The sequence below is a fragment of the Pirellulales bacterium genome, assembly GCA_036499395.1.
In the GTDB taxonomy this organism is placed as follows: Bacteria; Planctomycetota; Planctomycetia; order Pirellulales; family JACPPG01; genus JACPPG01.
In genome coordinates, this window is record DASYDW010000004.1 from 36,304 (window position 1) to 57,393 (window position 21,090).

Below are 21,090 nucleotides of genomic sequence, written 5' to 3' on the forward strand. Positions count from 1 at the left end.
CCAATAGGTATGCCCTGCCGCTGTAGAGTGCTGACGAGCAGAATAGGCCTTATCGCGAGGCGCGATGCGCACGGCCCGACCGGTGCGGACTAATCGCTACTTGGTCGTAGTCGGCCCGTTCTTCGGCCAGAAGTTGAACAGCCGTGTGATGGCCGCGCGGCTACCGTCGCCGGCCTCACCTTCTGGGCGAGCTGTGCCGGTCAGCGCCGCGGCCAGATTGACGATCGATTGCGTGACCGCGGCCTTGGGAGCTTGCTCGATCAACGGCACGCCGTTGTTGCGGACTTCGATCATCGTTCGATAGTCGTTGGGTATTTGCCAGAAGATTTCCCGGCCGATGGTCTCTTGCGCTTTTTTCAAGCTGATGTGCCCGCAGTCGAGCCCGACCCGGTTGAGCACGATCTTGACCTTGTCGGCCATACCTTGATTGGACTGGAAGGTGGTCATCAATCGCACCACATTCCGCAGGCAGGGCAGATCAAGCTGCGTCACCAGAAGAACCTGGTCCGCCATCTGTAGCGCCACCTGGTCCAGTTCGTTGTACGACTTCGACAGATCGAGAACCAGATGCGTGAAGGTGGCCTTCAAAAGCCCGATCACGCGTTGCAAGTCATCCGGCGCGATTTGCGAGATGTCTTCCATCTGCACGGGCCTGGGGAGCAGGAAGAGCCCTGACGAATGCTTGGTCAGCGAGCGTTTGAGCAGGGCAAAATCGAGCCGCGTGATATTCTGGGCGACGTCCAACAGGGTGTAATCCGGAATCGTATCCAGCAAAACGTCCGCATCGCCCAGGCACAAGTCGAGGTCGACGACCGCGGCGGAGTTCTTCTCATTCGCCGCCAAGGCGCAGCCGAGGTTCACCGCCAGGCTCGTCGAGCCGACTCCGCCTGTGGCGCCGGCAATCGCGATGATCGTGCTATGGCGCGCCTTCGACTCGCCGCGACCAAAACGCTTCTCGCTGATCCGGCCAAGGGCTTCGAGTAAGTCCTCGATCTTTACCGGGCGGGTCAAGAACTCTTTGGCGCCGGCCCGCATGGCCTTCAGAATCAGGCTGCCATCGGTCGAGCTGCTGACGACCAGGATGCTGCACTCGGGCGTCTCTTCGCTGAGCCGGGAGATCAGCCGTAAGGCCTTCTCATGGTCCTGATCGAGCGAGACCAGGGCGATATCCGGATGCGTTTGCAGCACCACGTCTGCGAAAAACTCATAGCGCGAGCATTCCGCCTCGAGCCAAACGAGGTCGAGCCCCAGCAGCATCGACTTGATAGCGTCGCGCGTGGCGTCGACTGGATCGACGACGGCTAAGCGGAGCACATTGGCCATAGTTGTGAATGTCGCGCCGGTGGTCGTACCTTCTAAGGGCGAACCGCGATCCTCCTCCCGGACCGTCGGGATACACTCGCTCGCCCTAATTTTTTACGTCATAACCAACGGGCCCGACGATTCCCGGCGGAGATTGCGCCGAGGCACGTTGCGCCGTGACATTCCGCGACGAACGATTGTTCGGACTGTACGAGACAGCACGATTTTCGAGGGCTGGTCCCACCGCCTCGTCGGCTGCCGGTGGACGTGCCGCGGGTTTTCGTGCCACCGGGGGAGGCGCCTTGGGGGCGTCTTGCACGACGCGTTCCGGCCGGGCGGACGCCGTGGGGGGCGACCGCAGAATCGTGCCGCGGTGCGTGGTCGACAGTGGGGGCTCGGGTGTCGGCGGATCGACCACTTCGCCCTGCGGTGCGACCCCTTCGGCCGAGGGCTCGGCTCCGGGATTTCCGCCCATGGGCCGCGAGAATTCAAAGAGAGATCCAGGTGACAATGACGGGCGACAGGCGTCATCGCCAGGACACCGCGGCACTTCGATGTGTCCCTTCAAATAAAGTTGCGTGTCGGTGGGGCTGGACGTGGCGGTGCCAGGGCCGTCGGGCGGCACGTCGCACGGATCGAGGGCTTCGACCAGTTGCGGTGTGACCATCAGCAAGAGCTCGATCTCTTCGTCGGTTCCGGTCACGTTGCGGAACAAGGCGCCGACATACGGCAGTTCGCCCAACCAGGGCACAGATCGCTTGGTATAGATGCGCCGATTTTGGATCAATCCCGCCAGTGCTAGTGTTTGCCCTGCCCGCATTTCGACACCGGTATTGGCTTCGCGAATTTTGAGCGCAGGCACTGTTTGGCCGTTGATCACGGCCGAATGGGTGTCGTCGATTTCGGTGACGCGCGGATAGACCTCGAGGCGGATGGCGCCGTTGCCCAAGACGATCGGCACGAAGTCGACTTGCGTGCCGTACGTTTTCCACTGGACCGAGATCGTGCCTAAGCTTTGCGGAACGGGCACGGGGAACTGGCCGCCCGAGGAAAAGCTAGCCGGGCGTCCGCTGTAGGCCGTGAGATTCGGTTCGGCCAAGATCGTCGCCAACTGCTGCTGCTCTAAGGCGTCCAAGAATCCGAGGAAGGCGCTATTGGGATTAACGATGCCGAAGCTGAGATGCAGATTGTCCGCCGACGCACTGGCCAGCACGCCTGGGCCCGGTGCTAAGCCGGTGTAAGCACCAGGATTGGTAAATAGGAGCTGGCTGATGGCAGATTGAAAGAAGCTTTGTCCCGACTGTGCGCGGAAGTCAAAACCCATCTTGCGCAGCTTCGTTCGAGAAACTTCCATCACCTTCACCTTCAGCAGCACCTGCTGAACGCCGGCGATCGTGATGTTGTTAATAACCTTGGGGTAGTAGTCCTCGGCGATCTGCACGATGCGGCTGATTTGGTTCGGGTCGTCAACGTGTCCCGAGAGAATCACACTGTTGGCGGTCGGAACCACGCGTAGGGCCGTGGTGGGAAACTGCGCCTGCAAGAGCATCGAAAGTTCGCGAGCATCTGGATAGATGATCACGTCGATCGTGTGAACCTTTTGCTCCTCGTCCCATAGGTTGACCTGCGTTACGCCGGTCTTTTTAGCCAGCAGTTGAACCTGGGTCGCTGAGAGTGGCGTCAACTCGACCAAGTCAGGATTCGCGGCCTGCACTTGCGGGACCTTCTGGTCCATGGTCAGGATGCGGCTGGAATTGATCACCATTTCCAGACGCTCGTTGGACCCCTGCACCTTATAAACGATCGCTTGCGCCGCGATGGCCGAAGGGTCCTGCGCAAACGCCCGTTGCGGCGCCGGTGGCAGCAGTAGCGCGACGATCGTAGCCACGGTCAGCGCTTGGTGCGCTTTCCGGCGGAGTCGCGACAGACCTCGTCCTTGAGGCTGAATACTCATCCGTGAACTTCCTTGCTGCTATCGTGGCTCGGCGCCCTTCCCTGGTATCGCTGTCATCCTTGATCAGCGGATAGCCTTTGCCGAGTCACGTCGGGATGTCGAATCGTTTTTGTGCCCCAGGTTGTGGAGGTCCTGGGACAGAGTTTAGTAATTAGTTTCCTTGCTTAGGGGCCGTCACCGGCTGCTGGCGTGTAAGGCGGAATCTCGGTCGGGAGCGTTGTCGGTGTGTCCGGCGTCCCGACGAGCGGCAACGTGGCTGGCGTGGCTCCGCCTGCAGCATCGTTCGGCCCGTTGACCTGGCGAACCTGCACGGCGCCGCCGACGCGATCGCCGTCCTCGAACTCGACCTCTTCGACAGCGTCCCCCTTGATCACCACCATCTTCCAAGTGGTTTGCACGGGCGGATCCGGCTCGACGGGTTCCGGTTTCTTCGCCGGTTCAAGCATCTTCAAGAGGCTCTCGGCAGCAGGAGCGGCCGGCTTTTGCGCGAGCGTATTGTCGCCCCCTTTGAACAGCTCGCTTTGCGTTACTCCGGCGGTCTCGTCTTGCGATTCGTCGTCGGCGCTACGCATTACGAGGCGAATCTTGCCCATCTCGTTGGCGAGTGTTACCAGTTCGGCTTGCTGCGGGGTCACCAGCAGCGAGATGGTCTTGGCCGTGATGGCCTCGGTGCCATTCGCTTCGCGGCTGTAAACGTTGTTGACAGCAAAGACTTTGACGTTGTGCAAGAACGTGTGCGTGCTCGAGCGATTCCCTTCGGACGCGATCCCGCCATGATCAGTCAGATGCACAAGTGCATCCACTCGATCGCCGGGCAGAATCAGGCCGCTGCCACTGACATCGTCGACTTTGACCGACACGACTCGATAGCCCTTGGGGATCAGGTCCGTGGCGCCCGACGCCTGGTCTCCTTTGGCAAATAGCTTGGCTTCGATGATCGGTTCGCCGCCGTAGAATTTAGTGCGGGCGCGACGTCCCTCGACATCTTCGAGGTGCAACAGGGCGCCTGGTGGCACCTTCATCTTCGGCCATTCTTCGAGCTTCAGCACCTGCGGCGTCAGGGGATCTCCCAGGCCGATGTCGACGAGAGCAACGAAAATCGGTACGGTTTCTCCGGTATCGGCAGCCTGTTCTACGGGGCGGTTCGCCAGCACCTGATTGATGCCAATGGCGGCCACCAGCCCGCAGCCCAAGGCCAGGACCAGAAGTATCAACGATTTCGGACGCATGAATCCCCCAAGCCACTCATGTTGCCGGCCGCGCGCTCGCTACCGAGGCGCAGCACCATCACTGGATGCCCTCGCGCTGCATAGTTGTGCTAGCGGTCAACGTCGCGCCTTTAAGGAAGATTGGCGATGGTGACCAGCTCACTTGACTGAAAGGTACGGTAACCTTAACGGTGACCGGTCCGGTATATCCCGCTGCGGTCGGCAGATCCGGCGTGAAGGTGACGCTGGTACTCCCCGCAACGACGGCAGCAGTCGTTAGGTAGTTTTTGACGAAAGTCGTGACCGCGCTTTCCGTTGCGCCATCGAGCACGGCTTGGCGCGCTCCTTCACGCGATGCGGTTGTGAGAATTTGCTGCACCATGACTCCGCGACCGACCTCGATCATGCCCAAAGTGAATGCGAAAAATACAGGGGCCACGATCGCAAATTCCACGACAGCGGACCCTCGTCGCTTTTTTCGGCATAACCGGCAGAGCTTCTCCAGCTTAAGCCTGCGCGGCGATCGATTTCTCGTTTGACAATCTGGCTCGCCTAGAAGCAACGCTGGCATTTCTTGGTGGTCGTTCATAGCAGCATCCCCTCCCACGCAAAGTACATGATCGTGCCGATGGCAATCGGAATTCCGTACGGCAGAAGCAGCATGCTGCTCTTGCGCTCGGCGGCAATCGTCGACAATTGATTGGGATCGCGGACCGTGAAGATCTCGTTGAAAATCATCCAGAATTGCATGTGGTGCTTGCTCCAATCGCGACGGATCAGAACCATCAAGATGGCAATGATCGCACCCACCACGGCCGAGAGGCAGAACGCGTAGAACGTGGTGCTGGCACCAACCCAGGCGCCGACGCCGGCTAGCAGCTTGACGTCCCCAGCTCCCATGCCGCCGATCGCGTACAACGGCATGAGCAGCGCCAGTCCGGCAGCCGTTCCGGCCAGGCTCCAGCCCAGACCTTCCCAACCGAAGAACACGGTGCTGTAGATCCAGCCGGCCATGATCATGGGGAAGGTCAGCCAGTTGGGAACTTTCAACATCCAGCCGTCGATAATCGCGGCGGTTACGAGCAAGAAGGTAACGACCCAAATGGGCCAGTTTGCGATGAGGGCAGTTCGCAAAGCTTCCATATCCGTCACGGCTCAATCTCCGATGTGCGAGAGGGGCGATGTCTTGTTTGCGCGGTTGCCCAGGCGAGCGGTACATGCACCAGTCTGTTGATGCGAACGCCTGTCCTGTGACAAAAGTGCGCAGAGATCAGTCAATTCAAACTTATGTCAAAAAACGAGTGGTGGGATACGAGACAAGAAACACGTCTCGAAAGAGGGGCGCGGCGCCCGATCGCCGCATCTGGACCGCGACATCGTCTGGCGACTGCAAGACAAATCCGCCGCGGTCAGCATGAGTCGGCTGTCTTAGCCGCGCATGAAGAACAGCATGTACACCGTGGCCATGACGATGCCAATCAGGGCTGACAGTGCTTCTGCGCCGGCACAAACGTAGTCGAACGGAATGCCAGGATACATGGCGATGTCTCGGAACGGTTTCGAAGGTCCCTAGGAAAACCTTAGGTCAAAAAAGAACCCCTGGAATTCGCGGAGGGCGAATTCCAGGGGTGTAGCGTGCAAACAGGTAATAGACGGTCGTGCGAACGATTGTCCAATACCGCGGTCGATTACGAGCCGAGCTTCGTCGCGACGCTATTGAACGTCGTATTGGCATTCGTGCCGATCGATTGAATCGCTGCCAAGCAGACGATCACAATCAATGCGAGCATCACCGCGTATTCCACAGCGGTTGGGCCGTCTTCGGACTTGAGGAAACGTTGTACCTTCAATGCGAGCGTCGTCATGGGAATCCTCCGTTCCTGGGGTCGCCCTGGCACGACCACGCGTCGGGCCAAAATTGGGACAGACCGTTTGCAATCCAAGGGTGGTTAGTTTTTGCACGCTGGTTGATTGCGATCGAACGCGAGTTCAAATACGGTTCGATCGAAATCTCAACGCGACGCGATGATCCATCGTCGAAAGCCGTCGTGCCCCTCGGCACAAAGGATTGCGGATAATGGACCGTGCTGCGCTCCTTCCGGTCAGTGCAGAATCATTCTTTTTCGGATGAGTATCCATTCAGATGGGAACGCAGGAATGATCGCGATGTCATTCCGCGGACGGGCTTCCGGCTTACGCTTTCGTCCCGTGCATTGGAAACCTAGTTTGCGTTTTCAGGAAGTCAAATAAAGCGATTTGAGCAGGGAGTAACGGTTTCAACGTCACCAACTCCCGGCTAACGCATCCTCGCGCGATCTTTTGGCGTGTGGCGGTCGAGTTTCTGCGTAAAGGGCTAGTGCTAAATCCTCCGCCGCAGGGCCTGCGACGTAGGCTTGCGCGCCGCTCCAAATGATGGGTGTACGTGCCCTGCCCTTTTGCTTCCCTCACTTGGCTTTAATGAAATCCGTCGATCGTGCTCTCGATTTCCTGGAATGCCAGACCGACTGGCGCTATAGCGCCCGGACAACGCCGGCCGCCGAGCCGACAGCCTGGGCTGCTTTGGCATTAGCTGCGTACGGTCGTCACGAAGCCGCAGCACGCGCGCGGGTCTGGCTCCTGGATCTGCAGAACACGAACGGTAGCGTCGGAATTCGAAAAGATGAGCCAGCGCCCTGTTGGCCAACAGGACTGGCTGTACTGGCGTGGAAACTGACCGGCGCTGTCTCTGCCACAAATATCAAGTCGATCGGCACAGCGCCGTCGAACGCGCCGAGTTGGGCCGAGCAGGAAGGGAGTCGACGCGCCGTCGAATGGCTGCTGACGATCGCCGGCGAAACTTCTGCGAACGCGCAATACACGGGGCACGACACATCGATTGCCGGCTGGCCCTGGGTCGTGGGCACGCATTCTTGGGTCGAGCCATCGGCGCTCGCGCTCTTGGCGCTCCGCGCGGCCGGACTCGCAGAACATCCGCGCGCGCGGGACGCCGCGCGATTGCTTTACGATCGGTTGCTTTCCACCGGAGGATGTAATTACGGCAATACGATTGTTCTCGGACAGGCTTTGCTGCCGCACGTCGAACCGACGGGACTGACATTGTTGGCGCTGGCTGGTCGCCCAGACGCACAAGGGCGAATCGCCGCGTCGATCGCCTACTTGCAAGGAACCTTGGGACCCGAGACCACTCCGGCATCGCTGGCCTACGGCCTGCTGGGCTTGGCTGCGCAGAGAACGACTCTGGCGCAATCCGACGAGTGGCTGTCGGCCTGCGTCGAAGGTTCATATCGCCGCGGGGCTTCACTCGAGCTCGCGCTGCTCGCACTTGCGGCGATGGGCAGTGATTGCCCGTTAGTCGCCTTTTCAACAAATCATCAGGCCGCGTGATTCGACAGACGAAGATGGACTCGACTGACAAGATCGACTGCGATAAGCATTTCAACGGGCAAGCACCGCGGCTGGACCGTCGCGCCCTGCTGGTAGGGGCGGGCGTGGCCACGGCCGGCGTCATCGCTTATCCGCTCGTGCGAAGCGCGTTGACCAAGCCGCAACCGGTCTTTCTAGCCAGACACCAGACGTACGATGGCCCTTTGGCCCGCACGATTACCGACGGTTTGTTGGCCGCCGGACTGGAGCCGACATCGTTGCAAGGTCGCCGCGTACTGCTGAAACCGAACCTGGTTGAACCGTCGCGCGCTCGACCGCACATGACAACGCATCCCGCGATGGTGATCGCGGCCGCTGAAGTATTTCGCCGCTGGGGGGCCGAGGTCGTGGTGGGCGAGGCGCCGGGGCATGTTCGCGACTCCCAAATGGCGTTATTCGAATCGGGGGTGGGACCGGCGATCGATTCGGAACAGATCGAGTTTGCCGACCTCAATTACGATGACATTACGACGGTCGCCAATCGTGGCCGTGCGTCGAAGCTGGCCACGTTCTCGTTTCCTAGCACCGTCGCCGAGGCCGATTTAATCGTTTCCATGCCCAAGCTGAAAACGCACCATTGGGTAGGGATGACCGCTGCGATGAAGAACATGTACGGCGTGCTGCCGGGGATCGCCTACGGCTGGCCCAAAAACGTGCTGCACCATGCCGGCATTCCGCAAACCGTGTTTGACATCAATGCGTCGTTACCACGAACGATCGCGATCGTCGACGGCATCGAGTGCATGGAAGGGGACGGGCCGATCTTGGGAAGCATGAAACGGCTGGGCCTGATCGCCGTGGGACTGAATCCGACCGCGGTTGACGCCACTTGCGCGCGGATTATCGGACTCGAGCCGCGGCGGATCAGCTACTTGAAGTTAGCAAGTCGACTCGGACCGCTCGACGTCGCGCATATTCCGCAGCGCGGAGAATCGTGGGAAAGTGTAGCGTCGCCATTTACGATCCTTGACGTGCCCCATCTGCAAGAGCTGCGCGCGAATCGTGGCGTGCTCGTTTCGTGACGCACTATGCTTTGACGTCGCTTTGCGTCCAGGCGCCGTCGACAAGCCGCCACGGTTGGCCCGCGGGATTCTTGTCCTGCAGCAATTCGGGCAATCGGGCCGGACGGACGCCATCGTAGCAGGCCAACATGGCAAAACGCCGCAACGAGGCGGGGATCCCCACGGCGGTAAAGCCTGGATGTCCCGTCGCGGGATATGGACCGCCGTGGTTCATGCCCGAACTGACGGCGACGCCGGTCGGCATTTTGTCATTTAACAGCCGTCCGACGCGCGGCCGGAGATGGTCGATTAAATCTGCATATAAAGCGTCGTCGCTGCCGCGCGTATCTGAGTAAACGCAACCGGTGAGGTTGCCTTCGAGATGGTCGAGCACGGCGGCCGCCTGGCGAGCATTCTGCGCGACAACCACGAGCGACGCATTTCCAAACGCTTCGGTCTGCAGTTTTTCCGGCGCGGCGAGAAACTGCTCGCCGGAAACCCTGAGTAATGTGTTCGCGAAACGATATCCGCCGGTGGAGTCGGCGACGCCGCCGACCAGCAGGTCCGCTCCGGCGCTAGCCAACTCACGCACGCTGGTGGCCAGATTCCGCGCCACCGACGCTGACAAAAGCGTCCCGGCGGGGGCAGCGCCGAACCGTCGTGCTACATTCGCGATGAATTCTTCGGTGGCAGGGCCGCCCAGAAGTACGACGAGTCCTGGGTTGGTGCAAAACTGCCCGGTACCCATTAAGCAGCTTGAGGCGAACTCCTCTGCGATTTTATCGCCGCGCTCGGACAGTGCCCCGCTGAGAACGAGCACGGGGTTGACGCTCGATAGTTCGAGATAGATAGGCTTGCCGGCCGCGTCGGCCGCGCGCTTGAGTGCCAATCCCGCCGACCGGCTGCCTGTATAGCCTGTTGCTCCGAGCCGGGGATCAGCCACCAGTCGTTCGCCGTCAGCGTGGCTCGTGCGATACAGCAATTGCACCGTTGCCGGGTGGAGCTCGGTTTCCGTGACGGCCGCAAAGGCTTCTTCGGCCAACAGCCGGGTTGTGCCCGGATGCGAGGTATTCGCCTTGGCGATCACGGGATTGCCAGTGGCAATGGCCGCGGCGAAATCTCCCCCCGCCACGCTGTTGAAGGCGAACGGAAAATTGTTGGGGCCAAAGACCGCGACAGGCCCGAGCGGCATATAACAGGAGCGGATGTTCAGCTTCGTATCGATCGTGGGCAGCGCCCAGGAACCTTCACGCGCCGCCGCCGCGGCTTGGCGCAGTTGGTTCGTGGTGCGCGGCAGTTCGACGTCCGCCAGGCGGGGTTTTTGTGGGAGAGCCGTTTCCGAATGTGCCATTTCGACGAGTTCAGCAGCACGTGCTTCGATTCGTTCAGCAAAACGGTCGAGGAACACGGCCAGCCGTTCCACCGGCAGCGAACGCAGCGAACGGGCCGCGTCGACGGCTGCCGCGAGGGCCGCGTCACAATCGTGCCATGTGCTGACAGGGTACACGTCGGAAAGTGGTTTGGCGGTGGTGGGATTGTCAGCCTGGAATGTTGATGCGGCGTTTGCCGGTTGCCATTCTCCGGCAATAAGAATCGATTGCGGGCCCATGAATCGAGGGACTCCGTCGAGGCACGAAAAGATGATTTAAACGTCCTATACTGTAGTATCCGCGACATCCTACCATATAGGGCTTGTGATCGCAGGCACCCGAGGCTGTGGTGTCGTGCGCGGGTGGCCTGAGTTCACCAACCGCCTGATTCGTTTGACGTCGAGCTGCTCCATGACCCGCTCGACAAACCGCGCGGACTTTGCGATCGTCTGAGAATTCGACATCGTCGCCATGCTGCATCGCAACACACAATCCGCTGTTTCTAGCGCCGACGGGAAAGCCGCCGGCTGGAGCGAAAACGTCGACCTGCAGACGCAGGCTACGCGGACGTTTTTGGCGGCGCTCGCGCGCCTGATCAGCGGGGCAAGCGTGCGCTGGATCGATTGTCAGCCTGATACATGCCAGCGCGTTTACTTTGCCAATCACACCAGCCACCTGGATGTGTTGGTGTTGTGGGCCTCGTTGCCTCGCCGCGTGCGCAACCTGACCCGGCCGGTCGCGGCCAAGGATTATTGGGAAAAGGGCTTTGTGCGCCGCTGGATCGCAATGAAGGTCTTCGACGCGCTGTTGATCGACCGCAAGGAAATCAAAGTCCACCAAAGCCCGGTCGACCTGATGCTGAAAAGCATGGGAGATCGCTATTCACTGATCGTGTTTCCCGAAGGACATCGCAACACGGGCTCGGACCTCGACGAATTCAAAAGCGGATTGTACTACCTGGCCAAGAAACGGCCGGACCTGGAATTGGTGCCGGTGCATATCGACAACGTGAATCGCGTGTTGCCGCGCGGAGAGTTTCTGCCCGTCCCCTTGTTGAGCTGTATCACTTTCGGCCCTCCGATGTGGCTGGAAAACCAGGAGCCGAAGGTGGAATTTCTCCGCCGCGCCCGCAACGCCGTACGCCGCTTGAAGGACCTATGAGCCTGATTAATGACGCGGTCACATGGGTGTTGGTCCTGGGCGTGCTCGGGCTGCTGGCGATCGCCACTGGCGTTGGGCAGATCCTCAAACGCCAGACCGATCCGCGATTCGATCCGGCCGTCATCGAGCAATTCAATCTGCGCATCCGCGCCTGGTGGTTGATGTGCTCGGTGCTGGCCGCGGCCTTCCTCTTAGGGAAAGTCGCCACCGTGGTCATGTTCTTCTTGCTGTCGTTTTGGGCCCTACGCGAGTTCATTACGCTAACGCCCACACGGATCGCGGATCATCGCGCGCTGTTCTGGATTTTTCTTTTCTCACCTGTGCAATATGTGCTGGTGGGCATGGACTTGTACGGGCTTTACAGCATTTTCATTCCGGTTTACGCGTTTCTGTTCGTGCCGGTGCGCGTGGCCTTGGCGGGCGACTTCAAACGCTACTTGGAACGTTGCGCGAAGATTCAGTTTGGACTGATGATTTGCGTGTACTGCTTGAGCTACGCGCCGGCGTTATTGAATCTGAAACTGCCGAACGAGCAAAACGCCAGCCTGCTATTGTTCTTTATACTGGTCGTGACGATGGGAGATGCCTTCCACTTTGCTGCAGAATACGTGGTCGGGCGCAGAGTCATTGCGCCGGCGATCAGCGCGAATCGCACCTGGGAAGGTTTTCTGGCCGGAGTTGCTTGCAGCTCGCTGATCGGTGCGGCTCTGTTTTGGGCGACACCGTTCAATCCGTTGCAAGCGGCCGGCATGTCGCTGCTGATCACCACGATGGGCTTTTTCGGCGGGCTGACCATGTCCGCCATCAAGCGCGACCGAGGGGTGCAGGATTATGGCACGCTGGTGACGGGGCACGGTGGCGTGCTGGACCGCATCGATTCGATCTGCTTCGCCGCGCCGATCTTCTTCCACGTCACCCGCTACGTCTTGCCGTAGTGCGATCAATCGCAGCGGCATGCCACGGGGTACCGGCTTCGACCGAGAGCGATTACGGCGCTGCGATCGGCTGACTATTGCGCGGCGTGTAGACCGATGCCCCTGATGAACCCGGTGCAGCGCCAGTAGGTCCGGCGGATCGGTTGGCCGCGGCATCCCATTCTAAAAGCACCTGTCGATCACCGGCCGTCGATGGGCCGCGTTGGAACGGATCACGTGGTGAGCTTGCACGCTCCGAAGCTCCCTCCATCTGCTGCCAACTGGCTGGCCCCGGAAGTGGCGTGTTTGCCGCTAATGCCATCTCGGGAGCGGGGGCGGCAACATTAGGACGCGCGGCCGGCTGACGCGAAACCGGAACGAGATTGCCCGCCAGATTATCTAACGGTACGGTCTTTTGGGGAGCGGGCGCCGTGTCATCATCGCGATCGCTGCTTTGGCCGCGATAGATCAGGTTAGGTTCGGGGCGGTTGCGCGGGGTGGCCGCTGCCAGTTGCGTATCGGGCGCCGGATTCGGCGCGCTGATCGCCGGGCTTCCCTTGCGCACCCAGGCTAGCCACGAATTCTGCAGTTCGGCGAGGTTCTCGAAGCCGTATTGCTGCTTTGTGACCGACGGCCATTGTTCGTTTTGCAAGCCTGCCGATACGAAGTTCAAGAACTTCTGCCGGCCTCCTTGCTGGATCAAGAAGGACGCCAGCGAATGCCCCTGCGCATATAACGGAAGGACGTCGGCCGGGTATTCCTTCATGGCGAACATCGAATGAAATGGGATCCCACGGTTGGTGCGCAAGAACGTGATCAGCATTTGCTGCTGCTTGGTGCGCTCGCTGATATCTTCGACCGTGGTGCAAGCTCCCTCGTCGGCCCAGCGCGGCAGTGGCCGACGAAAATGGCTGGCGAAAATCGTGTGCGTGACTTCGTGCGGTAGGACCGAATCCAAGATTCGCTCGAGCGAACCTTGAATCGTCATGGTCCAGCCGAACACTTCGCCGTGATCGAACATGAAGCTGGTCGCGCCGCCGGCGCCGAGGTTTTCGGCCACTTGTGCGGTGATCGGGCAGGGCTGGGCCCAATTCGGCAGGGGCTTTCCTAACCAAAGAACCGCCAGATCGTGGCGGAAGGTCTCGGCTTGTTTGCCGATCTGCTCCGCCATCTGCGGCGACGGAGCATTGACGACGAAGTTGGGAGTGCGGTAGCCAGCGCCTAACGACACTAGCGCAGCGACCAAGATGGCCGCGCGGGCGATGCGAGCATCCATGCTCTAGTCTCCTCGAGATTGTCTGCGGTTGCAGCTCTTGCCACATCCCTGGGTCTTGGCAAGGCTGTCGGCCGTGAAGCAAATCGCGAGCCGAAATCCGCTGCCGTCGAGCGCACCTGAGGAGGAATCGAACCGAAGGTGTTATGCAGCTTCGGTACTCAGCAAATCGGACGCTGCGGGACGTCAGACGCCGCCACCCGTCAGGCGTTGTAAAGTTTGCAAAATTTACTCAAGATTCCGCGTTCGTCCAATACCGCTTTTGCGTCCATGCAAAACTGAGTGCGCTTGAAGAAACAGCATTGCGGCGCGTCGTTGCCGCGTAGGCCAGTTTTCGCCGCGAATTACGTCGCGTTGTTAACAAAGATGGTCAGCAAACGACCAATTTCGTGCTAGCGAGTAACTGATTCGATTTTTAGTTTTTTTTTTTCGCGGTCGATTGCTAGGCGGGGGATTTCTGAGCGGCCGACGCATCGACGAGTTTACGAATGAGTGTCGCGTTCGCCGCGGGGAACTCATAGTTCACAAGCTCCGCCACCGGGACCCAGCGAAAGGGATCGCGCGGTTCGCTGAGTGGGATTGTGGGATGGCAGGCCACGAATGTTACTTCGACCGTGGCATGGTCATAAGCATGGGTTACGACGTCGTGGCTGCCCACGGCGCGGACTTGCAATCCCGTCTCTTCAACGGTTTCACGCTCCGCGGCCTGGGCCCCGGATTCGTCCGGAAGCCGTTTACCGCCGGGAAATTCCCATAAGCCAGCGAGTGCCGTGCCGGCCGGGCGCTGACCGATCAGGTATTGGCCAGCGTGTTCGACGACGGCGACAGCGACGCGCACCACTTGAGGGCCGGTAGTTTTGGTCGATTGCTCGCTCATTAGTGGCCGGCAACTTATCGGAACGCCTTGGGATTAGCGTCGTGCTCGGGCGTGTTTCAGCGGCAGCCAGGCGCCATTCTGTGCGCTACTGGCTACGGATTGCTGGATGAAGTACATCCCTTCGACGCCATCGTTAATGTTCGGATAGATGGTGTTGCGCTTTTCGAAGGCCTGGCCGGCCGCACGCAGGGCCATGTCATCGAAAGCGAAACGATAGACATTGGCGAACGCCTCGAAGAACGCTTCGGGGTGACCGCCTGGCAATCGGCTGGCAGCGTTGCCCGCGGCGTTCATGTACGGCGCGCCGGGGTTGCGCGTGTAGACGTTCAGCGGATGTCCATTGCGGCGATAGAGCATTTTATTGGGCTCTTCCTGGTGCCACGCGAGCGAGCCCTTGGTGCCATCGACCTCGATAAACAGGTCGTTTTCTCGGCCGTGACTGATTTGCGAGGCGGTCACCGTTCCGAGCGCGCCGTTCTCGAAGCGTACGACCGCGTGGCCGTAATCATCGAGCTTACGCCCTTCGGCAAATGTTTTCAGATTGCAACTAATGCTTTCCGGGAGCAGGCCTGTGACGAACCTTGCCAGGTTATAGGCATGCGTGCCGATGTCGCCAAAGCAGCCAGCGGCGCCACTCTTCGAAGGGTCGGTGCGCCACGATGCTTGCTTCTGCGATTCGGTTTCGATCCGTGTCCGTAGCCAGCCCTGAATGTAGTTGGAGCGGACCGCGTTGATTTCGCCCAACTCGCCGGAGAGGACCATCTCGCGCGCTTGCCGTACGAGAGGGTATCCGGTGTAGTTGTGCGACACCGCGAAGACCACGCCCGAACGGTCGACGACTTCGGCCAATTCCTCGGCCTGTTTGAGGTCGAACGTCATCGGCTTGTCGCAGATAACGTTGAAACCGGCCTCGACGGCCGCCTTGGCGATTTCGAAATGCGTATGGTTTGGCGTCGCGACCGACAGGAAATCGATGCGGCGATCCGCCGGCAGCTTCTTTTCGCCATCAATCAGTTCGCGATAGGAACCATAGGCTCGATCGGTGGGAATGTCGTAATCCGCGGCCGAGGCCTTGGCTCTTTCGGCGTTGCTGGAAAGCGCGCCGGCAACGAGCGCCGCGCGGTTGTCGAGCACAGCGGCCGTGCAATGTACGCGTCCGATGAAGGACCCCTGCCCTCCTCCGACCAACGCCATGCGCAACTTTCGATTCAAAGAACCATTCGTGGACATCGTAGAGAAATCTCCTGCGAGGGCGTGGGCGCTCGGCTTTGATCCTGATAGCGGCTGCGAAAGCTCGACGCCAGTTTACCGTGGGCAGTAGCCATTTGTAGTGGCGCAGCGGTAAACCACGGCAAAAGCCAATCTGGTATGGTTTTGGGACGCGCGGTACTATGCGATCAGTCGGTTGTCGGTTGTTCGGGCCGACACGTGGGAAGCCGGCGTTTCTTATGCTCTTATGCGAGGAGAGCTTGTTATGACGCCGTTATGGGACCGCAGATCGCCCGGTTGGCTGATCTTGGTGTTGCTCGTCGGGGTGGGGCTGGGGGCGCTTGTGCCTCGGGCGCCGTTACACGCCGTGGCGACGGATCACACCGACAACTTCGCCATCGCGACCGGTCCGGTCGACGACGAGCTTGAAGCGTTGTTTCTCCTGGACTTTCTGACCGGCAGCTTGAAGTGCGCCGTGCTCAGCACCTCGACTGGTAAGTTCAACTCGGCGTTCGAAACGTCGGTGATGGATGACCTGGGGCTGAAGGCCAACCAGAATCCAAAGTTTATGATGGTCACCGGCGCGGCCGGCTTGCGCCGGCAAGGTGGGCAGATGCAGCCGGGGAACGCCGTCGTCTATGTGGCCGACACGTCGAGCGGTCGCGTCGTGGCCTACGCCGTCCCTTGGACGCGCGGGCTGGCCACGAGCGTGATGCCTTTCAAGGGGCAATTGTTCCGGCTTGACGTTTTGCAGTTCCGCACGCAGGCGGTACGCAGTCAGTAGTGCAACCGTCGGTAATGGTTGCGCCGCTTGACCATGCGTGCGCCACGGCTCTAAAATGCCGCGGTGACAAAGTATCCTGCCTCAGCGCGGCCGCCGGAAACTTCGGCGAGTCACGCCTCTGCTTCCGCCTCGTTGCAAATCGTCCTAAATGGCGAGCCGCGCCCTGTCGCGCCTGGCACGACCGTGGCCGAACTGGTGGAATCTTTGCAGTTGTCACCTCGCCAGGTTGCGGTGGAAATCAATCTGGAGTTGGTCCCTCGTGCGCAGCACGGTGGGCATGTGCTGGCCGCTGGCGATCGCGTGGAAATCGTCTCGCTGGTCGGAGGGGGATGAACGATGGGGTCACAAACCGCTACCACTGATGCCGGTCAAGGGAGCTCCAACGTTGGTGCCCCTGACGGCCAGGTGCTCCGCCTGGGCAACCATCGGCTCGCTAGCCGATTGATCGTGGGAACCGGCAAATACGCCAGCTACGAGTTGATGGCCCAATCGCTCGAGCTTTCGGGTACCGACTGCATCACGGTTGCCGTTCGGCGCGAACGGCTGGTCGACGCCGCCGGTCGCAACATTCTCGATTACATCGACACGAATCGATATGTTTTGCTGCCGAATACCGCCGGCTGTTTCTCGGCCGAGGATGCGATTCGTGTAGCCCGACTGGGGCGTGAAATCCTGCTCGGCATAGACAATCCCGGCGCCGACTGGGTAAAGCTCGAAGTTCTGGGCGATACGAAGACGCTGTTACCGGATCCGATTGCCACCCTCGCGGCTACCGAAAAGCTGGTGGCCGAAGGATTCCAGGTACTGGTCTACACCACCGACGATCCGATTACGGCCCGGCGACTGAAAGAGGCTGGCGCGACCAGTGTCATGCCGGCCGGCAGTCCCATCGGCTCAGGGCAGGGAGTGTTGAACCCTAACAACATTCGCATCTGCCTCGAGTATCTCAAGGACGGCGATCCCGAATATCCGGTGATCGTTGATGCCGGCGTGGGCACCGCCAGCGATGTGACGGTCGCCATGGAGCTAGGCGTAGACGGTGTGCTGTTGAATACGGGGATTGCCCATGCCCGCGACCCGCTGGGAATGGCGCGGGCCATGCGACTGGCGACGGAAGCAGGGCGCCTGGCCTTCCTTGCCGGACGGATCCCGAAAAAACTGTACGCAACGGCCAGCAGTCCCGAGCAGGGGACGATCGCGCCGGCCAAGCCGCGCTAGCGCTCTATTGTTTGCACGGACGCATCGATCCACGGCGGAGTGCCATGACCTTTACGCCTGCCGAGATTCTGGGCCCCACCGGACGTATCGCGGCACGTTTGCCCCGTTACGAAAACCGTCCGCAACAGCTCGCCATGGCCGAGGCCGTGTGGCAAGCCTTGAATGACCAGAAGCATCTGATGGTCGAGGCCGGGACCGGGGTCGGCAAAAGTTTCGCCTATCTGGTGCCGGCCATCTTGGCGACTGCCGGCGGCGATAAGGAACCGATCGCGCGGCGGATCGTGATCTCGACCTATACGATCAGCCTGCAGGAGCAGTTGATCACGAAAGACCTGCCACTGTTGAATGCGGTTATTCCGCTGGAATTCTCGGCAGTGCTCGTCAAAGGACGGCATAACTATTTGAGCCGTCGTCGTCTGCGTGGCGCCGTCGGCCGGGCCGGCACGATTTTTCGCGACGAGGCAGAGTTTACGGAATTGCGCTCGATCGCGAAATGGGCTGAGGAGACGAGCGATGGTTCGCTGGCCGATCTGTCGCATCGCCCCCTGCCGCAAGTGTGGGACGAAACGCAAAGCGATCACGGCAATTGCATGGGGCGTGACTGCCCGACCTATAACGAGTGCTTTTATTATCAGGCTCGCCGGCGGTCGCAAGGTGCGCAGATTTTGATCGTCAACCACGCGTTGTTTTTCAGCGACTTGGCTTTGCGCCGGCAGGGGGCGAGCATCCTGCCCGACTACGACGCGGTGGTTTTCGACGAAGCTCATAACTTGGAAGCGGTGGCTAGCGATCACTTGGGCATGGAGCTGCGATCTGGCAATATCGAGTACGCGCTGAACAAGCTCTATAACGACCGCACCAATCGCGGGTTGCTGGTGCAGCAGAAGCTGGCCGACGCGCAGCGCCAGGTGCTGGAATGCCGCTTTGCCGCTGATGAGTTTTTCGAGTCGGTGCGAAGCTGGCGAGAGTTGAGCGGCGGCAGTAACGGTCGCGTGGAAAGACCGGGAATCATCGAGAATCCGCTCAGCCCGGCGCTGGCCAAATTGGCTCGCGCGGTGCGCAGTCATGGCGACTTTGCCACCGAGCGCGAAGAGCGGCAGGATTTCATTGCGGCAGCCGAACGGCTAGTAGCTCTGGCCAATCAGGCGGATGACTGGATTGAGCAGCGCCTGGATCGCAACGTTTACTGGGTCGAGGTCACGCGCGGCCGCTATCCACGCGTGAGCATGGCCGCGGCGCCGATCGAGGTTGGGCCGGCATTACGCGAGCACCTCTTCGACAAGGTCGGCAGCGTGACGATGACCAGTGCCACGCTGGCGACGGGCAAAGAAACGTCGTTCGACTATTTCAAATCGCGTGTTGGCCTGACGCGCGTGAATTCGCTGTCGCTGGGGAGTCCGTTCGACTATGGGCGGCAAGCGGAGTTGGTGCTGGTCGACGGCATGCCCGACCCCAACACGCAGCGTGAATCGTTCGAACGTGCGGCGCTGGCCATGATTCAGAGGTACGTCGAGCGGCGCAACGGGCGCGCGTTCGTTCTGTTCACGAGCTACGACATGCTGCGCCGAACGGCCACGGAATTGACTCCCTGGCTGGCCGAGCGGAATCTGGCTCTGTATTCCCAGGCCGAAGGGGGCTCGCGCACCAACCTGGTCGAACGATTCAAGGCCGATCCACGAGGTGTCCTGCTGGGAACCGACAGCTTCTGGCAGGGGGTGGACGTCCCCGGCGACGCGCTGCAGACCGTGATCATTACGAAGTTGCCATTCACGGTTCCTGACCGGCCTCTGCTGGCCGCGCGGATGGAAGCCATTAAGGCGGCCGGCGGCGATCCCTTTCGCGGCTACCAACTCCCCGAGGCTGCCCTGCGACTAAAGCAGGGCTTTGGCCGCTTGATTCGCACGCAAGACGATACCGGATCGGTCGTGATCCTCGATTCGCGCGTGCTTCACAAACCGTACGGGCAGGTCTTCCTCGGCTCTCTGCCGAACTGCCGCCGCGTCGTTGAGCAGCTCTCGGCGCGCGTCTAAAGCGTCGCGCGACCGGCCCAATTTCTCTCGCATTTCTGCCTGGCGCGACGCCCAAATTCTGCGGTTCCGCCGTGTCGCTTCGCGCGGCAAGGGGTGCCTAGGCCTCGGGCAGACGGGCCTGCGAGTTTACCGGCCAAGGCTGACGGGAGAATTAAAAAGGCGATCGAAAGTCTTTTTATGGTAAGTAGATACGCATTGCGATCAGGATTCGATCAGGCCATTGCGGCACGGCATTTGTTTTAAGTGTCAGGCGAACAGGCAGGACCAGGGCGCTGTGGTCACAGAATCGGGCAAGGAAGCCACCTGTTCCACCCCTCTGACAGCTACGGAAGCCGATGCGAACATGCCACCGCGGAATTCTGTTTCTTGTCTGCTGCCTAACTTCGGCGCTGGCCAACGCGGCGTCCCCTCAAGCAGCATGCTCGTCGTGCAGTGACGCCTGTGCGGCGAAAAGCGAAACTACGTCGACCGTACGCCGATCGGGCTCCTGGTTGATCGAAGAGACCGAGAACTTCTCTTTCTGCCGTCCGGCCAATTATCCGCTGAAGGCCGAGGTCGTGCAGGCGATCGAGAAGCTGCGTCAGGAGCTCTGCGGCACGTGGCTGCCCAAGTCCCAAAAGATGGCGTGGAATCCGAAGTGCCACATCGTGGTCCACGCACGGCTCGAAGGTTATCTAAAGGAAGTGGGGCCCGGCGCTGGCCAAACAACGGGTTCGTCGCTGATCGATTTCGACGAGAATCGGATCGTGATGCGGCGGATCGATATCCGCGGTGATCGTGCCGACTGGTTCGCCGATGCCCTGGCCCATGAACTGACACACGTCGTCTTGGCGGACCGCTTTACGGAAGTGCAGATTCCCCACTGGGCCGACGAAGGGATGGCAATTCAGGCAGATCCGATCGCAAAGCGCCGTTTGCATGGCCGGGATCTGGACGCGGCCGTAGCCTCGGGAGGGGAGTTCCGCCTGGTAGAACTCCTGACGCTGGACCATTATCCACACCCATCGCGGATGGGAGCGTTCTATGGTCAAAGCGCGTCACTGGTCGACTATCTGACTCGCATCGGGACGAAGGAGCAACTCGTCGGCTTCGTACATGAGGCGACCGTCAACGGGTACGACGCCGCTTTGCGGAATGTTTATGCGATTTCGGGCGTGAGCGCCCTGGAGAATCAGTGGCGCCGGCACCTGCGCGGTCTGCCGATCGAGACGATTTCCCAGCAGCCTGGGACCTTGCGTCCTGACGAATCGGATGTGGCCGTCGTCACGGCCTCGGCGGCGGAACCTAGCCAGGAGTCGACTCCGCTTACCGTGGCGTTGATGGAATAGCCGCCGGCGGGCCTACGGCCTTGGTGAACTTGCCGGGG

General features: G+C 60.5%; 19 protein-coding genes. 9 read left to right on the plus strand and 10 right to left on the minus strand.

Annotated features, from left to right (window positions below; translation table 11 throughout):
• Positions 1 to 96: 96 nt before the first annotated feature.
• From VGN12_00710 to VGN12_00735, 6 genes are all read right to left on the minus strand, one after another.
• Positions 97 to 1,323 carry a response regulator gene (locus VGN12_00710; GenBank protein ID HEY4307945.1) on the minus strand — a complete coding sequence of 409 codons (1,227 nt, stop codon included), beginning with the start codon at positions 1,321 to 1,323 and terminating at the stop codon, positions 97 to 99.
• Positions 1,324 to 1,408: 85 nt separating this feature from the next.
• Entirely contained in the window at positions 1,409 to 3,256 is a 1,848-nt protein-coding gene (locus VGN12_00715; GenBank protein HEY4307946.1) for a pilus assembly protein N-terminal domain-containing protein, read from the minus strand.
• Between the two features lie 164 nt (positions 3,257 to 3,420).
• Entirely contained in the window at positions 3,421 to 4,485 is a 1,065-nt protein-coding gene (gene cpaB / locus VGN12_00720; GenBank protein HEY4307947.1) for a Flp pilus assembly protein CpaB, read from the minus strand.
• Between the two features lie 58 nt (positions 4,486 to 4,543).
• Positions 4,544 to 4,918, minus strand: coding sequence for a TadE/TadG family type IV pilus assembly protein (locus tag VGN12_00725; protein ID HEY4307948.1), 375 nt, complete (start codon positions 4,916 to 4,918; stop codon positions 4,544 to 4,546).
• Between the two features lie 131 nt (positions 4,919 to 5,049).
• On the minus strand, positions 5,050 to 5,607 hold the full coding sequence (locus tag VGN12_00730) for a prepilin peptidase (protein ID HEY4307949.1): 558 nt from the start codon (positions 5,605 to 5,607) through the stop codon (positions 5,050 to 5,052).
• A 545-nt stretch (positions 5,608 to 6,152) separates the two neighbouring features.
• Positions 6,153 to 6,329 carry a Flp family type IVb pilin gene (locus tag VGN12_00735; protein HEY4307950.1) on the minus strand — a complete coding sequence of 59 codons (177 nt, stop codon included), beginning with the start codon at positions 6,327 to 6,329 and terminating at the stop codon, positions 6,153 to 6,155.
• Between the two features lie 592 nt (positions 6,330 to 6,921).
• Between VGN12_00735 and VGN12_00740 the strand changes: the two genes are divergently transcribed.
• Positions 6,922 to 7,848, plus strand: coding sequence for a hypothetical protein (locus VGN12_00740; protein ID HEY4307951.1), 927 nt, complete (start codon positions 6,922 to 6,924; stop codon positions 7,846 to 7,848).
• A 14-nt stretch (positions 7,849 to 7,862) separates the two neighbouring features.
• Positions 7,863 to 8,909, plus strand: a complete 1,047-nt coding sequence (locus VGN12_00745) for a DUF362 domain-containing protein (GenBank protein HEY4307952.1) — start codon at positions 7,863 to 7,865, stop codon at positions 8,907 to 8,909.
• A gap of 4 nt (positions 8,910 to 8,913) precedes the next feature.
• Here VGN12_00745 and VGN12_00750 read toward each other — a convergent pair whose 3' ends face one another.
• Complete coding sequence (locus tag VGN12_00750; protein ID HEY4307953.1) at positions 8,914 to 10,497, minus strand: aldehyde dehydrogenase (NADP(+)); 1,584 nt, start codon at positions 10,495 to 10,497, stop codon at positions 8,914 to 8,916.
• 232 nt (positions 10,498 to 10,729) lie between these two features.
• Between VGN12_00750 and VGN12_00755 the strand changes: the two genes are divergently transcribed.
• Both VGN12_00755 and VGN12_00760 read left to right on the plus strand, forming a co-directional pair.
• Positions 10,730 to 11,419, plus strand: coding sequence for a lysophospholipid acyltransferase family protein (locus VGN12_00755; protein ID HEY4307954.1), 690 nt, complete (start codon positions 10,730 to 10,732; stop codon positions 11,417 to 11,419).
• Positions 11,416 to 12,354 (plus strand): phosphatidate cytidylyltransferase, encoded by a 939-nt coding sequence (locus VGN12_00760; protein ID HEY4307955.1) that lies wholly within the window; start codon positions 11,416 to 11,418, stop codon positions 12,352 to 12,354. Before VGN12_00755 ends, VGN12_00760 begins: the two co-directional genes overlap by 4 nt.
• 52 nt (positions 12,355 to 12,406) lie before the next feature.
• On the opposite strand, the gene VGN12_00765 is transcribed toward VGN12_00760, so the two are convergent.
• The 3 genes from VGN12_00765 to VGN12_00775 form a co-directional block, all read right to left on the minus strand.
• A complete protein-coding gene (locus tag VGN12_00765; GenBank protein HEY4307956.1) occupies positions 12,407 to 13,609 on the minus strand; it encodes a hypothetical protein in 1,203 nt (400 codons plus the stop codon).
• A 439-nt stretch (positions 13,610 to 14,048) separates the two neighbouring features.
• On the minus strand, positions 14,049 to 14,483 hold the full coding sequence (locus VGN12_00770; GenBank protein HEY4307957.1) for a (deoxy)nucleoside triphosphate pyrophosphohydrolase: 435 nt from the start codon (positions 14,481 to 14,483) through the stop codon (positions 14,049 to 14,051).
• A 33-nt stretch (positions 14,484 to 14,516) separates the two neighbouring features.
• Positions 14,517 to 15,713 (minus strand): Gfo/Idh/MocA family oxidoreductase, encoded by a 1,197-nt coding sequence (locus VGN12_00775; protein ID HEY4307958.1) that lies wholly within the window; start codon positions 15,711 to 15,713, stop codon positions 14,517 to 14,519.
• 244 nt (positions 15,714 to 15,957) lie between these two features.
• Here VGN12_00775 and VGN12_00780 point away from each other — a divergent pair, with 244 nt between their 5' ends.
• The 5 genes from VGN12_00780 to VGN12_00800 all read left to right on the plus strand — a co-directional run bounded on the left by VGN12_00780 (position 15,958) and on the right by VGN12_00800 (position 21,052).
• Positions 15,958 to 16,476: a hypothetical protein gene (locus VGN12_00780; GenBank protein ID HEY4307959.1), complete on the plus strand. Its 519-nt coding sequence runs from the start codon at positions 15,958 to 15,960 to the stop codon at positions 16,474 to 16,476.
• 132 nt (positions 16,477 to 16,608) lie between these two features.
• Positions 16,609 to 16,809 (plus strand): sulfur carrier protein ThiS, encoded by a 201-nt coding sequence (gene thiS / locus VGN12_00785; GenBank protein ID HEY4307960.1) that lies wholly within the window; start codon positions 16,609 to 16,611, stop codon positions 16,807 to 16,809.
• Positions 16,810 to 16,812: 3 nt separating this feature from the next.
• Positions 16,813 to 17,694 (plus strand): thiazole synthase, encoded by an 882-nt coding sequence (locus VGN12_00790; GenBank protein HEY4307961.1) that lies wholly within the window; start codon positions 16,813 to 16,815, stop codon positions 17,692 to 17,694.
• A 44-nt stretch (positions 17,695 to 17,738) separates the two neighbouring features.
• Entirely contained in the window at positions 17,739 to 19,724 is a 1,986-nt protein-coding gene (locus VGN12_00795) for a helicase C-terminal domain-containing protein (GenBank protein HEY4307962.1), read from the plus strand.
• Between the two features lie 335 nt (positions 19,725 to 20,059).
• Complete coding sequence (locus tag VGN12_00800; GenBank protein ID HEY4307963.1) at positions 20,060 to 21,052, plus strand: hypothetical protein; 993 nt, start codon at positions 20,060 to 20,062, stop codon at positions 21,050 to 21,052.
• The last annotated feature ends 38 nt before the right edge of the window (positions 21,053 to 21,090 follow it).

Bases quoted from the DNA above. Each gene is read 5' to 3' on its own strand.
- VGN12_00710 (HEY4307945.1), bottom strand. From the start codon at position 1,323: ATGGCCAATGTGCTCCGCTTAGCCGTCGTCGATCCAGTCGACGCCACG.
- VGN12_00715 (HEY4307946.1), bottom strand. From the start codon at position 3,256: ATGAGTATTCAGCCTCAAGGACGAGGTCTGTCGCGACTCCGCCGGAAA.
- cpaB (HEY4307947.1), bottom strand. From the start codon at position 4,485: ATGCGTCCGAAATCGTTGATACTTCTGGTCCTGGCCTTGGGCTGCGGG.
- VGN12_00730 (HEY4307949.1), bottom strand. From the start codon at position 5,607: ATGGAAGCTTTGCGAACTGCCCTCATCGCAAACTGGCCCATTTGGGTC.
- VGN12_00735 (HEY4307950.1), bottom strand. From the start codon at position 6,329: ATGACGACGCTCGCATTGAAGGTACAACGTTTCCTCAAGTCCGAAGAC.
- VGN12_00740 (HEY4307951.1), top strand. From the start codon at position 6,922: ATGAAATCCGTCGATCGTGCTCTCGATTTCCTGGAATGCCAGACCGAC.
- VGN12_00745 (HEY4307952.1), top strand. From the start codon at position 7,863: ATGGACTCGACTGACAAGATCGACTGCGATAAGCATTTCAACGGGCAA.
- VGN12_00750 (HEY4307953.1), bottom strand. From the start codon at position 10,497: ATGGGCCCGCAATCGATTCTTATTGCCGGAGAATGGCAACCGGCAAAC.
- VGN12_00755 (HEY4307954.1), top strand. From the start codon at position 10,730: ATGCTGCATCGCAACACACAATCCGCTGTTTCTAGCGCCGACGGGAAA.
- VGN12_00760 (HEY4307955.1), top strand. From the start codon at position 11,416: ATGAGCCTGATTAATGACGCGGTCACATGGGTGTTGGTCCTGGGCGTG.
- VGN12_00765 (HEY4307956.1), bottom strand. From the start codon at position 13,609: ATGGATGCTCGCATCGCCCGCGCGGCCATCTTGGTCGCTGCGCTAGTG.
- VGN12_00770 (HEY4307957.1), bottom strand. From the start codon at position 14,483: ATGAGCGAGCAATCGACCAAAACTACCGGCCCTCAAGTGGTGCGCGTC.
- VGN12_00775 (HEY4307958.1), bottom strand. From the start codon at position 15,713: ATGTCCACGAATGGTTCTTTGAATCGAAAGTTGCGCATGGCGTTGGTC.
- VGN12_00780 (HEY4307959.1), top strand. From the start codon at position 15,958: ATGACGCCGTTATGGGACCGCAGATCGCCCGGTTGGCTGATCTTGGTG.
- VGN12_00790 (HEY4307961.1), top strand. From the start codon at position 16,813: ATGGGGTCACAAACCGCTACCACTGATGCCGGTCAAGGGAGCTCCAAC.
- VGN12_00795 (HEY4307962.1), top strand. From the start codon at position 17,739: ATGACCTTTACGCCTGCCGAGATTCTGGGCCCCACCGGACGTATCGCG.
- VGN12_00800 (HEY4307963.1), top strand. From the start codon at position 20,060: ATGCGAACATGCCACCGCGGAATTCTGTTTCTTGTCTGCTGCCTAACT.